This is a genomic window from Borreliella bissettiae DN127, assembly GCF_000222305.1.
GTDB classification, from domain to species: Bacteria; Spirochaetota; Spirochaetia; order Borreliales; family Borreliaceae; genus Borreliella; species Borreliella carolinensis.
In genome coordinates, this window is record NC_015921.1 from 273807 (window position 1) to 287521 (window position 13715).

General features: G+C 29.5%; 14 protein-coding genes. 1 reads left to right on the forward strand and 13 read right to left on the reverse strand.

What is annotated here, in order from left to right; genetic code table 11:
- Positions 1–4 precede the first annotated feature (4 nt).
- On the reverse strand, positions 5–1258 hold the full coding sequence (locus tag BBIDN127_RS01290; protein ID WP_014023510.1) for a peptidoglycan DD-metalloendopeptidase family protein: 1254 nt from the start codon (positions 1256–1258) through the stop codon (positions 5–7).
- Between the two features lie 61 nt (positions 1259–1319).
- Between BBIDN127_RS01290 and lepB the strand changes: the two genes are divergently transcribed.
- Complete coding sequence (gene lepB / locus BBIDN127_RS01295) at positions 1320–1826, forward strand: signal peptidase I (RefSeq protein WP_044054942.1); 507 nt, start codon at positions 1320–1322, stop codon at positions 1824–1826.
- A 25-nt stretch (positions 1827–1851) separates the two neighbouring features.
- Here lepB and BBIDN127_RS01300 read toward each other — a convergent pair whose 3' ends face one another.
- Genes BBIDN127_RS01300 through fliP form a run of 12 tightly spaced genes read right to left on the reverse strand, consistent with a single transcriptional unit; the run spans position 1852 to position 13705 of the window.
- The gene (locus BBIDN127_RS01300; RefSeq protein ID WP_014023512.1) at positions 1852–3321 is read right to left on the reverse strand and encodes an Hsp70 family protein; all 1470 of its coding nucleotides are present in this window, start codon (positions 3319–3321) and stop codon (positions 1852–1854) included.
- Positions 3299–3817 carry a DUF6115 domain-containing protein gene (locus BBIDN127_RS01305; RefSeq protein ID WP_044054943.1) on the reverse strand — a complete coding sequence of 173 codons (519 nt, stop codon included), beginning with the start codon at positions 3815–3817 and terminating at the stop codon, positions 3299–3301. The genes BBIDN127_RS01300 and BBIDN127_RS01305 overlap by 23 nt, the downstream gene beginning before the upstream one ends.
- Positions 3818–3836: 19 nt before the next feature.
- On the reverse strand, positions 3837–4139 hold the full coding sequence (locus BBIDN127_RS01310; RefSeq protein WP_014023514.1) for a hypothetical protein: 303 nt from the start codon (positions 4137–4139) through the stop codon (positions 3837–3839).
- A 26-nt stretch (positions 4140–4165) separates the two neighbouring features.
- A complete protein-coding gene (locus BBIDN127_RS01315) occupies positions 4166–6070 on the reverse strand; it encodes a FapA family protein (RefSeq protein ID WP_014023515.1) in 1905 nt (634 codons plus the stop codon).
- A 2-nt stretch (positions 6071–6072) separates the two neighbouring features.
- Positions 6073–6552: a hypothetical protein gene (locus tag BBIDN127_RS01320; protein WP_014023516.1), complete on the reverse strand. Its 480-nt coding sequence runs from the start codon at positions 6550–6552 to the stop codon at positions 6073–6075.
- Positions 6553–6558: 6 nt separating this feature from the next.
- Positions 6559–7446 carry a MinD/ParA family protein gene (locus tag BBIDN127_RS01325; RefSeq protein ID WP_002556868.1) on the reverse strand — a complete coding sequence of 296 codons (888 nt, stop codon included), beginning with the start codon at positions 7444–7446 and terminating at the stop codon, positions 6559–6561.
- Positions 7447–7457: 11 nt separating this feature from the next.
- Positions 7458–8624, reverse strand: coding sequence for a flagellar biosynthesis protein FlhF (flhF, locus tag BBIDN127_RS01330; RefSeq protein WP_014023517.1), 1167 nt, complete (start codon positions 8622–8624; stop codon positions 7458–7460).
- 3 nt (positions 8625–8627) lie between these two features.
- Positions 8628–10721: a flagellar biosynthesis protein FlhA gene (gene flhA, locus BBIDN127_RS01335; protein ID WP_094248960.1), complete on the reverse strand. Its 2094-nt coding sequence runs from the start codon at positions 10719–10721 to the stop codon at positions 8628–8630.
- Positions 10722–10729: 8 nt separating this feature from the next.
- The gene (gene flhB, locus BBIDN127_RS01340) at positions 10730–11848 is read right to left on the reverse strand and encodes a flagellar biosynthesis protein FlhB (protein WP_014023519.1); all 1119 of its coding nucleotides are present in this window, start codon (positions 11846–11848) and stop codon (positions 10730–10732) included.
- Positions 11848–12636: a flagellar biosynthetic protein FliR gene (fliR, locus tag BBIDN127_RS01345; RefSeq protein WP_044054944.1), complete on the reverse strand. Its 789-nt coding sequence runs from the start codon at positions 12634–12636 to the stop codon at positions 11848–11850. The genes flhB and fliR overlap by 1 nt, the downstream gene beginning before the upstream one ends.
- Before the next feature lie 32 nt (positions 12637–12668).
- Positions 12669–12932, reverse strand: a complete 264-nt coding sequence (gene fliQ, locus BBIDN127_RS01350; RefSeq protein ID WP_002556873.1) for a flagellar biosynthesis protein FliQ — start codon at positions 12930–12932, stop codon at positions 12669–12671.
- A gap of 8 nt (positions 12933–12940) precedes the next feature.
- Entirely contained in the window at positions 12941–13705 is a 765-nt protein-coding gene (fliP, locus tag BBIDN127_RS01355; RefSeq protein WP_014023521.1) for a flagellar type III secretion system pore protein FliP, read from the reverse strand.
- Between the last annotated feature and the right edge of the window lie 10 nt (positions 13706–13715).

The window sequence follows — 13715 nt, forward strand, 5'->3', positions numbered from 1 at the left end:
AATATTATCTTAAATATTTCATAGGATTTTCAGTTTTGCCATTCTTAAAAATAGTAAAATGCAAATGATTGCCTGTACTATAGCCAGTGCTCCCCATATAACCTATTACCGATCCCCTTGAAACTTTTTTACCAACCTTAACGGCAAAAGAATTCAAATGTGCATATAAAGTTTGAAATCCGTTGCTGTGAGAAATAACAATATATTTTCCGTACCCTCCCGCATTAAATCCCACAGTTACAACAATGCCTTCTCTTGAAGCTTTAATAGGGGTATTAGCTAAGTTTGCAATATCTATTCCATTGTGAAAACTAATAACTCCTGTAAAAGGATCTGGTCGATAACCATATCCTGAAGTAATAACACCCTGCACAGGATAAATAAAAGTCTCTCCTAAAACCTCTTTTAAAAAATCTTTGGGCAATCTTCCCCCGGGAATAAACAATTTTTGCCCTAAAGATAACACTTCATTATCAAGATTATTAGAATCTAAAATATCAACTTTGGGAACATTATAAGCACTGGCTATAGATGAAATAGAGTCATTTTTCTTAACAACATAAACAATTCCTTTCATATTAGGAACTTTAATAATTGAATTTGGCTTAATATTTCTTACATCTTTAATTTCATTAAAAGAAATCAGAGTTTCACTAGTTATTTGATATCTAGCTGCAACATGTGAAAGCGTTTCTCCAGGCTTAATTTTATGATCAAATACCTTTAATACAAAATTTTTTTTAAATCCAGGAACATTTGAAGAAACATTAGATTCGGGCAAATAACTACTAATTTGAGCTACATCTTGATCGCTATAATATAAAAATGTATCAATAAAATAATCTTTGGGTAAAGAAAGCCTATTTAAAAAAACATACGAACCATAATAAGAAAAAATATTAATATAAAATATTAATATAAAAACAAAGATTATTGCATTAAGCTTAAAAATAAGCTTATAATCGAATTTTACACTAAAGATATCAAAAATTTTCTCTCTTAAGCTCTTATAATAATATTTATATTCATAATGATTAATATTTTGGATTTTAAGATTATAAAAAAATAAAGAAACTTTTTTAAAAAAATTGATTTTTTTTTTAAAAAAGTTCTTAAACTTGAAACCTTTTTTTCTTCTTTTGCCAATATTAGAAATATTTGCAAAATCTTTTAATTCAAAATTAACATTCTTTTTACTATTGAATAAAAAATTTTTTTTACGTTTTTCTACCCTTTGTTTTTTTTTTGGTATAATCATAACATGCTATTTCATTATACAATAGAAAATTGCATTTGACTGAAAGCATCGTTTAAAAGTTATGAGAATATTTAAAGCTCACAAATATGAACTAGCGTCGATTTTAGCCGCTTGCTTATTTTTAATAACCCTAATAAAGTTGTTCTTATCATTTTACATAGTAAAAGGCGAATCAATGAGCCCAACAATATTTGAAAAAAATTGGATTGTAAATCATAAGTTTGCATATGGAATTAGGCTTAAAAACCGCCAAAAATACCTTTTATTATGGAAAAAACCCAAAAAAAATGAAATGGTACTTATTACAGACCCCATAACAAACAAAATTGCCATTAAAAAAATTTTTGCAATTCCAGGAGAAAAATTTAAACAAATAGAAAAAAATAAAATATGCATACATGATTTAAACTTTAAAATAGATGAAAATATTTTAAAAAAAAATACTAAAAAAATTCCTAAAGACCATTATCTAGTTATAGGAGAAAACAAGCAGATCTCATTAGACTCAAGAGATTATGGATTTATAAAAATTGACAACATATTGGGAAAAATAATTTATTACTTTTAAAAAATATCTTTGTTTATTTAAGCTTTTAATCAATAATACTTGTAAAAGTGCTTGAAAGACTTTCTTTTGCTACATTGTCAGATGAACTTGTAATTTTTATTTCAATAAAATTAGAAGAATTGGTCTCTAAATCTTTAGCATTAACACTCAAAATACCACTTTCATTTAAAGTAAAGAGTACCTCTATTTTAGGAATTCCTCTTAAAGCTTTTTGAATATTGCCAAAAGAAAACCTACCTATAGAATAATTCAAAGAGGCTTTTTTATATTCACCTTGAAGTATGTGAATCTCAATTTCATCTTGATAATCATTGGTAGTCGTAAATAGTTTACTCCTAGAAATTGGTAAAGCAGCATTTCTCTCTATTAAAGTAAAAAATTCATTGTCTTTTATCTCAAGTCCAAGAGAATAAGGAGTCACATCCTTAAACTTGATAACAGAGTCATTTTTAGAAAGACTAAAAGCATGAATACCTGCGCCAATAGCTACGACCTCATCTTGATTTAAAGCATCTAAAATTGCAACAGAAGGAAAGGATTCCTTTAAAACTTTTTCAATTAAGGGAATCCTTGTTGAACCACCAGAAAGTATGATTTTTGAAACACTACTAATATCAACCCCAGAATCAGCAATACATTCCATAGACAACTGAATAGTTTTGTCAATATATTCACTTATCATTGAATTAAATTCATCCCTTTTAAGATTATAATTTAAATGCTTACCATCAAGGAAAAGCAAAGTAATATCAACCTCTTCCATAATAGATAAATTTTTTTTACCCTCTTCAATTCGTTCTCTTAGTTGCTCTAGAAGAAAAATATCTTCTAGATTAAAATCAGGACATTCATTTTTAAAACTATCTAAAACATGCTTTTCAATGATTTTATTAAAGTCATTACCTCCAAGTCGACTTTGCCCTTTAACCGAAAGAACAGTATAAGTGTCGCCTTGTTTTTCCATAAGAGTTACATCAAAAGTTCCACCCCCAAGATCATAAATAAGAAAAATTCCATCGATCTGTCTTTCAAAGGCATAAGCAATAGCAGCTGCGGTTGGTTCATTAAGTATAGCCTTACAATTCAAACCAGCAACATTTGCAGCCTCAACAACACATCTTCTTTGAATCTCAGAAAAATATGCAGGAACTGTTATAACAACATTTTCAATCTCTTCATCTAAAAATTTTTCAGCATTCTTTTTAACACTAGAGAGCAAATGTGCTGAAATATATTCTGCTCTATAAAATTCGTCATCTACTTTATAAAAATTATTAGAACCTATGTTGGTCTTAAAATCATAAAATGTTTTTTGTGGATTGACTAATATTTGATTTTTAGCGGCACTTCCAACAAAAACATCCTTATCTGAGAAAGAAACAATGGAAGGAGTCATTCGCTCACCCATTTCATTTAATATTATCTTAGAACTAACATCAAAATACGATGCCACAGTATTTGTGGTTCCAAGATCAATACCTATCCATTTTTTCATGAATACCTCCCCTATGTATTGAAATAATTAACTCAACCTCACCTAGATCTAATTTAAACTTTTTAGCAATAGCTTCAAAAGACATGCCTTGTTCATGTAGTAAAATAATCTGATTGCGAACATTATAACTTTCTTTTATTATATTTTTTTCAATAGTAGGCATAGAATAATCCAAATTGCTTTTATAAATTCCATCACTTTTCGATCCAAAGCTAGAAGGACTATTACCAGGAATAGTACTGTTAAACCCTAACAATCTCTGATCAAGAATTTCAATTCTCTCGTCAACCTCTTTAATGATTCTATTTAAACTTTCAATTTTTATTTCAATAATATTTATATTTCTATCTGTAGCTTGATTAATTTCAATAATTGTTTTATCTACCTCACTTTTGAACTTTCTAAGTATGCTATTAGATTTTATTTTCAAATTAACATACACATGAAAATATATAAACATAAATATAATTAAAATAAGATAAAAAACAATAAACATATAAAAACCCTAAAACATTTTATCTCTTAATATTAACATTTTTGCCAATTTTAGGATCTTCAAATTTATCAGAATATAAACTAAGCATTACCTTCTCTTCATTCTTATTTTTTTTAACTGGAAACGAAAGTAAATAATTATCCTCGACCTTGCTAACTACACACACATTGCTAACCTCAGAGTCAGTATGACAATCTCTTAAAAATCTATACCTAGCATTTTGATTAATTTTTAATTTTTTACGCTTTTCACTTTCATTTAAAAATTGTCTAGCTTTAAAAGATCCAACAACAGAAATCTTAAAAACTTCAAATGTATCCATATACAAATCCCTATATTAAAGATCATTCACCTAGCCTTAAAAGGAATATAGGTCATAACTTTAATATAATTATCATCCTCTACAAAAGTAACATTGTTGTAATCTTTTGAAAGCTCATAAAAAGCATTCTTAATATAAAGCTTAACACCTAAACAAGCTATATTTTCAACAGAAACTTTACCCTCTATCTTAGTATTTTCAAGCTCATTTTGCAAATCAATTCGCTTAGCCTCTATCATTTTTATTTCCATTCTAAGAATTTTACTCTCATTAACAAATTCATTGTAACTATCAATCTTTAAGGATTTTTCTGCCTTATCTGTAATAAGCACAATATTCTTTTTTAAAGCAACAATATCTTTAGTTAAAACTTCTAATCGCTTTTCAATCTTTTCAAGATGACTGGTAAATCTAGTTAATAAATCTTTAATTTCAGGATCATAGCCAACATCAATGCAAGTTTCACAACTTCTATCAGAACCTATAGAATAAGCCCTAACCTCTTCTTTGGCATAAACATTAGAACCAACTATTTTTGATTTTTTACCGATACAAAGAACTCTCTTTTTAGAAGAAACTGAAGAATTCACAATACCTCTTAAAACTTCAACTTCCCCGCCACAATTTAAAGTAACATTTTCTAAAAACTTAGCCCTAACATTACCTCGAGCATAAATTTTAGAATCACCCTTACCATTCACGCCACTATGAAAAATAATAGACCCATCCGTTTTTAAATTGCACCGGCCCACCAATCCTTTCACCTCTATTCCACTTTTGGCCATAATATTGTATCCGTCCAAAACATTGCCTTGCACAAGAACCATCCCATTATTTACTATATCCCCAGTAGCAGGCCCAACATCACCTTTGACTAAATAAATATTATGAACAGATATTACACCGTCTGAAACAGACATATATCCATTACATTTTGCCCGAATTTTATAGCCATCTTTAAAAGTATTCTCGCCCAAAATAAAATTAATATCCTGTCCACTCTCTGATTTTAAAAATTTGCCAAAAACGGTATAACCATCTATACCTTTACCAAAAGGAATAATTCTGGCTAACTCCTCGCCTTCAATAACATTTCTAAATCCTATGCTTGAAACCTCATACTCACCAAGCCTATTATTTTCATCAACAATAAAATCAATATAAGAATCCCTGCCTTTTACTGGCTCTAACCCTTTTGCAAGTTCAACAGGCTCGCCATAAACAGGATAATCCACAAATTTTGCTACTTTATCCTTAAGTATTGCAATATCTATTACTCCATATTTTCTAAGAATATTAAAAATATCTTGCGCAAAAATTTCAGCTCCATTAATTCCAGGCGCCGTAAATTCAATGGTAACTGACATTGAATTTTCTGATATTTGAACCATCATTGTGACATTTTCAGAAGGATCAGATTCAAAATCAGCAATTTTTTCATAATATCCACTAGCATTCTCAACTATACCCTTCACAATGTCTTTATTGAAATTTTCAATATTGCTATGTAATTCTAATTTAGAAATAACATCTTGACAATTAATAGGAATTCCTTGTCCCTTTGGTGAGATAACCTTTAGAAATACACCTTTTGAAGATTTCCTGATAAAAAATTCACCATCTGATGAAATCACCTCTTCTTTGCCTGAATCATTTTTTGAATCAAGAGACACTTTAGGCTTGCTAGAAGAATTTCTATAGGCAACTATTTTCCATTTTCTCTTTCCATATCCCAATATACCACTACTACCTTTTGACAAAATCTCATAATCTAATTCTTTATAAGGCACCGAAAGCTCCAAAGAAGCATCATTTAAGGCCTCTTCAAGGGTATCTGCTTCTATTTCCATCAAATCAACATGACTTTCTCTTTCTAAGTAAGATCGCATCTTATCACAAAGTTCAGAAAAATTTATAGCCCTGTCATCCATATTTATTCCTTCTTGCTCATTAAAGTTTTAATAGCATCTGCAACAACTTTAGGATCATTATCTTCAATAAATGAAATTTTTTTATTTTTGTCACTCCCCCTACTCATGTCTTCAGTATCAAATTTATACTTTTTAACCTCTTCTATAAAATCAACACTACCACTGTTATTTTGAGACTTCTCATAAAGAGAATTCTTATTTTGAAAATTAAGATTCTCTTTAAAATCCTTGTCACTTTTCTTATCATCTTTAAGCTTATTTTCCATATCACCAGACAATTCCGTTGAAAAAAGATTCGATAAATATTTCTTATAGATAAACTCAATTAAAAGTCCAATAATAAAAAAAAATACAAACTGTAAAAAAGATCTAATTAAGATTGTAAAAAATGATAAGCCACAAAACAAACCTAAAACCGCTGACATAAACAGTGCTGACACACTAGCTAATAAAATATACTTTAATTCCCTGCTTACAAACATAATGTCTTATTCCACACCAAAAAATCTTAATATAAAACCTATAACCCCTCTTCTTTTTCTGTTATCTAGAGAAACCTCCTCAAGGGTGGCAACAATAGAATCAAGACAATAGCTAGCTTTGCTATTTGGATTTACCAAAACAAAAGGCTTTTGCTTAAAAACAGAACTTCTAATGTTTTGATCCTCATAAATATGACCCAAATAATCAATATTTAAATTTAAAAATTGCCCCGAAATATCTATAACCTTTTTAGCAACTCCCTTAGCCTCACTAACATTAGCTACTCTATTAACAATAAGTCTTAAATTTTTTAAATTCTCCATCTTATAAGACAAAACCTTTATTATTCCATAAGCATCAGTAATAGAAGTAGGTTCTGGAGTAGTAACAATAACAACATCGTCACTAGAAAGCAAAAACGAAATAACTTGCCTTGAAATTCCAGCACTAGTATCTATTACAACTATATCATATTCATATATTTTTAATAATTCTTTTATAAATTTATTAACATCAACATCAGAGAGATCTAAAAGCTCCATTGTACCAGAAGCACCGGCTAAAAGATCAATATTGTACTCGGTCTTTGTTATTACTTCTCTAATATCACGACTTTGAGCAATCATATGATATATACTATACTTGGGGATAACTCCAAGCAAAATATTAACATTAGCCATTCCAATATCTGCATCAAGTATTAATACCTTTTTACCAAGCTCAGAATATTTAAGAGCAAGTCCAATTGCAATATTACTTTTACCAACACCACCTTTGCCACTACTAACAGCAATAAATCTTGTTTTACTGTTTTGAACTTTCTCATCAACTGAAAAATTAAATTTACCGTTTAATCTCATCATATCTCTTAAACTTTGAGCTTGATCTTCCATTATAACTTTCCTTAATAATAAGATTTACTTTTTATCTTCTTAATAAACTCTGAGTCATCACTTATTCTGTAGCCATTTATTCTTCTAATAAAAGTAAGTGGTTCTGCAACACTGATATTATGAGGAACAATTTGCCCATCCGTAACATAAGAAACTACTTTCTTCATTTCATAAATCAAACTTATCAAATTTCCAACACAAGTGGTTTCATCCACTTTGGTAAAAATCACAGTTTTATAATTAAAAGGAGAAAATTGGTGAAATATTTCTTTGACATCTGATGTTTTTGTAGTAGAACTTACAGCCAAATGAAATTCGGCATCTCTTCCGCAAGCATTAAGAAGTTCCTTCATTTCAGCAAGCTTCATAAAATCTTTAGGACTTTTACCAATTGTATCAACAAGTATAAGATCGAAATCCTTTGAATCAGTAATTTCATCTTTTAAATCTTTAAAAGACTCAATTGCTCTAACCGGAATACCCATAATATCACCATAAGTTTGAATTTGTTTTTTAGCTCCAATACGATAATTATCAATAGTAATAATTTTAATATTTAAACTCTTAGATTCCCCATTAATACCATAAATTGCCGCAAGTTTTGCAATTGTGGTAGTCTTTCCAACACCTGTTGGACCAACTAAAATAAAAACCCTTTTCTTAAGATTATCAATAATAGATCCTGAACATTTAATTGTCTTTGCAATGTACAAAACAACATCCTCTCTAACCCTCTCATAATCATCAAGATCTGACAAACTAAATTCTCTCTTAATAAACTCATTAATGTCTTTAATATAGTTTTCAGAAAAATCATTTTCCCTTAAAATGTCTTCAATTTTTGTAATTGTTGGATGATTAATATTTTCTTTTTTATGAGCAAGTTCTGTTTTAAGAGACTTAACTTCTTTAAGCACATCTTCAATTGAAGAATTTTCTTCTCTTTTAATACTTTGAAGAATTTTTCGTTTTTCATCTTCAACATTAATCTGTTGATTACCAATGTCATATCTAACATAACCTGAAACTTCAACCCAATCTTTGCTAAATAAACCTAAAATTCCTCCATGAGGAACGGTTTTATAAGTCATAACCCTAGCATTCTTACCATATTTTTTCTTAATTATCTCTATGACTTCATTATAAGTTGGACCTTTTTCTGTAAAATACTGAACCATATATTATTCTTCAACCTCTACTGTTTTAAGAACATTAACTTTAATATTTTGGGGAACCTCTAAAACAGACATAACAACAAGATCTGGAATCTCTCTACTTGTTATCACTTTTATTATAGGTCTTGACGATTCGCTTGAGAGAACAACTGGATAAAATCCTTCTGCTTGAACTTCGTTTACAATTTTGAAAAGTTCATAAATAAATTTGGTTTTTAAATTAGGATCAATTGAACTTATAAGATCGTGATTAGATTCTACACGAGAATCAATTATTATTTGCTCAAAACCGGGGTTTAAAGTTATTACATTAAGCTCAGAATTTAAATCTAAATATCCACTAACTATTTGCCTTCCAATTGATTGCCTACATTTTTCAATCAAGAAAAATATGTCCTTAGTAATACTTGTGAAATCTGCAATTGTTTCAAAAATTGTAACCAAATTGCGAATTGAAACCTGCTCTTTTAAAAGACCTTGTAAAACTCTTTGAATCTCGCCAACTGAAAAATTCTTAAGAACCTCTTCAACAATAGCCCCATAATCCTTTTTAAAAACATCAAGGGTATTTTGAACATCTTGACGAGTCAAAATTTCGTAAGAATGTCTTTTAATAAGCTCTGTCATATGAGTAGCAATAATCGAAGGAGGATCTACAACAGTATATCCTAATTTTTCAGCAGTTTCTCGCCCATCATCATTTACCCAAAGAGAAGGAAGTCCAAATGAAGGATCCTTAACAAGATCTCCATCTATTCCAGAATCAATTCCAACATTTATCACCAAAAATTTTCCAAGCTTAATCTCGCCTCGCCCAACCTCAACTCCTCTTAGCTTAAAAGAATAAGCATTGGGCTCAAGCCGCATATTATCAACTATTCTAATCTTAGGCACAACTATTCCAAATTCAAATGCAATCTCACGCCTTATCTTAACAATACGATCAAGCAGTTCAGAAGTTTTTGTATCATCAACTATTGGAACAAGATTATATCCAATCTCAAGAGCCAATGGATCAAGCGGAACAACAGGCGCAACATCTTTGTCTGAATAAATTGACGCTTGTTCTTCTTCGAGTTTCATTTTTTTTTCTATTTCTTCTTTTTGTCTTATTCCTGAAAGAGAATACGCTAAAAATGCAATTAACAAACTTAAAAACATAAGAATTAGGGTTGGAAATCCAGGAAGAAAAGCTAAAAAAAACAAAAACCCAGAAACAATCCAATAAATTCCTAAATGATTTGTGAATTGCTCAAAAATCTCGCCACCAAAACTATTTTTTGAAATCGACCTGGTAACAATCAGGCCTGTAGCCGTTGAAATTAAAAGAGCCGGCAATTGAGACACAAGCCCATCACCAACTGTTAATGAAACATAATTATTAAGAGCTTCGCTAAAGTTAAGACCTTGCAAAGTTATTCCCACCAACAAACCACCAAGAATATTTATAAGGGTTATTAAAAATCCAACCTTAACGTTTCCTGATACAAATTTAGAAGCTCCATCCATTGCCCCATAAAAATTTACTTCGGATTGTAAATCGTTTTTTTGCCTTGTAGCCTCTTCTTCTGTCAAATTTCCAGAACTATAGGCAGAATCAATGGCCATTTGCTTGCCAGGAAGTGCATCAAGAGCAAACCGAGCTGCAACTTCAGCTACCCTTGTTGCTCCTTTGGTAATTACAATAAATTGAACAGCAATAATTATTATAAATATTATAAATCCAATAACAAGTCCTTGAATTCCAGAACTACCCACAACGAATGTCCCAAATGTTCTTATCATTTGCCCATCAAAATTTATACCTTTAGTTAAAATTAACCTGGTAGAAGAAATATTAAGAACGAGTCCAAAAATAGTCATCACAAGCAGCAATGTGGGAAAAACAGAGAAATCCAGAGATCTCTTAGAATAAAGAACAATTAAAATAATTAAAAGACTTATTACTAAATTAACCGTAATCAAAACATCCAAAATAACTGCGGGAAGAGGCAAAATAAATCCAGCAACAACAAATATCAATCCGACCGAAATTATTAAATCAGACTTATTATTAAGTCCCAAATACCCTAATATAGAATTTTTTTTAGCATCCAACAATAGAACCTCTAATTAAACTTTTTAGTAATAGAATATACTCTCACAAGAATTTTTGAAACAATCTCCCAATATTCTCTTGGAATCTCTTCATTAACCTTAACATTAGCATAAAGTGCTCTTGCAAGTAGCTTATTTTCCATTAAAGGAACATTATTTTCTCTTGCAATTTTTTTAATTGTGAGAGCTATTTCATCTTGACCTTTTGCAAGCACCCTTGGAGCTAACATTGTTTCGCTATCCCACTTAATAGCAACTGCAAAATGTTCTGGATTTGTAATTACTACATCTGCTTGAGGAATAGCTACTCTTAAATTGGTATTTAAAATAACCCTCATTCTCTCTTTTATTCTAGATCGAAGCAAAGGATCACCTTCCATCTCCTTTCGTTCCTGCTTTACCTCTTCTTTTGTCATTTTCAAACTCTCAATGTACTGAGACCTTTGAAACAAATAATCAAACACCCCTACAATTGCCAAAAACATTACTGAGAAAAAACATATCTTATAGGCAAGCACCAACACAATAGAAATCCCAGATTGGAGCGTATATTCCGAAAGCTTAGAAATTTTGCCTATATTGTTTTCTATAATAAAATAATATATTAAGCATATTATAACAACTTTTAATAAACTTTTAAACAAATTGAAAAAAGCCCCTGCTGAAAAAAAAGAATTTTTTGCCCACCTGGAAAAATTAAAACTAATTCTATCCCACTTTGGTTCTAAAGATTTAAAAGTAATAAAAAAGCCTACTTGAATAATATTGACAAAAAAATTAACGGCTAAGGATGCAAAAAAAAACAAAACAACATAACCCAGGATAGATCTAATATATGCAAAACCCATAGCATAAATACTCATACGCATAACTTCAGGAAGCTTGCTGGCCTGCTCTTTAAAAACAGCTATTAAATCTAAAGCAAAATACGAAAGCATGAAAAAAAACAATGCAAATAACAACAAAAGGCTAACGGCAGTATTAATTTCAGTAGACTTTAATACCCGTCCTTCTTCTCTTGCCTTTTGCTTTTTCTGGTCAGTAGGTAATTCGGTTCTTCCCTCATCATCTGCAGAAAAAAAATCAAGGGGAATATACCAACTTTTAATCAAAAATTCATCTTTTGTCATTATTTTAAAACTCTAGAAAACAATTTTAAAAAACTAGCAAGAGAATCTAGGGAAAGTTCAATAACTCTTTTTGCAGATATTACTAAGCTTGGAAATCCAATATACAAAATTAATAACCCTAAAAATAGCGAGGTTGAAAAACTAATTATTAATAAATTAATTTGGGGTGATGACTTTGAAAGTATCCCCAATACCAAATAAAAAAGTAAAAGCAAAGACAAAATTGGAAACGAAATTAATAACGCTTTTTCAAAAAGAAATCCAAAAGACATAAGCAAAAGCTTGATAAATTCTGAATTTCTCATATTGACCAAATGTTCAACCCTAATATTTAAAACAGAATCATGTATGCCAATCACAAAAAACCTAAGTAAAAAATCGCTTGATAAGAACAAAAGCAAAAACATATAAACAAAAATTTGTGAAATAATCATGCTTTCTTCTTCTGAAAAAACATCAAAAATATTTGCATAAGCAAGCCCAATTTGATTAGAAAAGAAAAATCCAACTAAATGAAAAACATTAAAAATTATATTAACAAAAAATGCTTGAATAAGGCCTAAAATAGCTTCTCCTAATAAAATTAACGTAAAAGAAAGCATATTGTCTAAAGGATAAATAATTTGAATCTTTTCAACAACAATTACAGAGAGAATCAAAGAAAAGAAAAAATTAAAATATCCAATTTTTATTGTTGAAAACAATGGAGAAAATTTTAAAAACATAAAAATTCTAACCATCACAGGTAAAATTGTAAAAGATTTTAAAACCAAAAAACTCAAATTCAAAATTTTATCCCAATAGTACAATTAAGCATAAATTAAACATTTTGCAATTGACTAAAAATCATATAAGTAAACTGCATAAGCTTATTCAAAATCCAAGGACCAAAAATCACAATAGTTAAAAGTATAACAATAATCTTTGGAATAAAACTTAAAGTTTGATCTTGAATTGAAGTAATAGCTTGAAAAATTGAAATCAAAAGACCAACTATAAGAGCTATAATCAACATTGGAGCTGATAAAATAATAATGTTTTCAATAGAAATTCTAATTAAATAAAGAATGTGTCCTGCAGTCATATATAACCTTACATAAAACTTTTAATAAGACCACTAGTAATTAAAGTCCAACCATCTACCATTACAAAAAGAATAAGCTTAAAAGGCAAAGATATCATTACAGGGGGCAACATTATCATACCCATAGCCATTAAAACAGAGGCAACAATAATATCTAAAACTATAAAAGGCAAAAATATCAAAATTCCCATCTTGAAAGCTACTTTAAGCTCATGCAAAATAAAAGCTGCAATTAAAACATGTGTTGGTACTTCGCTAAAATTTTTTGGTCGATTATAATTACTCATACTCATAAATAACCTAATCTCTTCATGACGCCCATCAGACATCTGCTTATACATAAAAATTCTAAGAGGGGCAATTCCTTTGTTATAAAATTCATCAAAATTTATTTTTGACTCTTTAAGAGGCAAATAAGCTTGTTCATATATAGAATTAAAAGTTGGCCACATGGTAAAAATGGTTAAAAATAAAGCCAAGCCCATTACTATCTGAGTAGGAGGAGATTGTTGAAGAGATAAAGCACGCCTAATAAAATCCAAAACTATGGATATTCGCAAAAACGAAGTCATTAAAACTAAAAACGCTGGAGAAAGAGTAATAATGGTTAATAGAATTAAAATCTGCAAAGAAAAAGCTATTTCTGAACCACCAATATTGTCAAAATTTAAAAACGGAAAATTAAGCCCATTATTAGTCTGCAAAGATTTTGTTTGAGCAAAAGATAAGCTTGTTACACTAAAAAATAAAAAAAAATTAAAACACTTTCTCAAAATAAACCCT

Excerpts from the sequence above, each read along its gene's own strand:
- lepB (WP_044054942.1), top strand. The coding sequence starts at position 1,320 with ATGAGAATATTTAAAGCTCACAAATATGAACTAGCGTCGATTTTAGCC.
- BBIDN127_RS01320 (WP_014023516.1), bottom strand. The coding sequence starts at position 6,552 with ATGTTTGTAAGCAGGGAATTAAAGTATATTTTATTAGCTAGTGTGTCA.
- fliQ (WP_002556873.1), bottom strand. The coding sequence starts at position 12,932 with ATGACTGCAGGACACATTCTTTATTTAATTAGAATTTCTATTGAAAAC.
- BBIDN127_RS01315 (WP_014023515.1), bottom strand. The coding sequence starts at position 6,070 with ATGGATGACAGGGCTATAAATTTTTCTGAACTTTGTGATAAGATGCGA.
- BBIDN127_RS01305 (WP_044054943.1), bottom strand. The coding sequence starts at position 3,817 with ATGTTTATTGTTTTTTATCTTATTTTAATTATATTTATGTTTATATAT.
- BBIDN127_RS01300 (WP_014023512.1), bottom strand. The coding sequence starts at position 3,321 with ATGAAAAAATGGATAGGTATTGATCTTGGAACCACAAATACTGTGGCA.
- flhB (WP_014023519.1), bottom strand. The coding sequence starts at position 11,848 with ATGACAAAAGATGAATTTTTGATTAAAAGTTGGTATATTCCCCTTGAT.
- BBIDN127_RS01325 (WP_002556868.1), bottom strand. The coding sequence starts at position 7,446 with ATGGAAGATCAAGCTCAAAGTTTAAGAGATATGATGAGATTAAACGGT.
- BBIDN127_RS01310 (WP_014023514.1), bottom strand. The coding sequence starts at position 4,139 with ATGGATACATTTGAAGTTTTTAAGATTTCTGTTGTTGGATCTTTTAAA.
- BBIDN127_RS01290 (WP_014023510.1), bottom strand. The coding sequence starts at position 1,258 with ATGATTATACCAAAAAAAAAACAAAGGGTAGAAAAACGTAAAAAAAAT.
- flhF (WP_014023517.1), bottom strand. The coding sequence starts at position 8,624 with ATGGTTCAGTATTTTACAGAAAAAGGTCCAACTTATAATGAAGTCATA.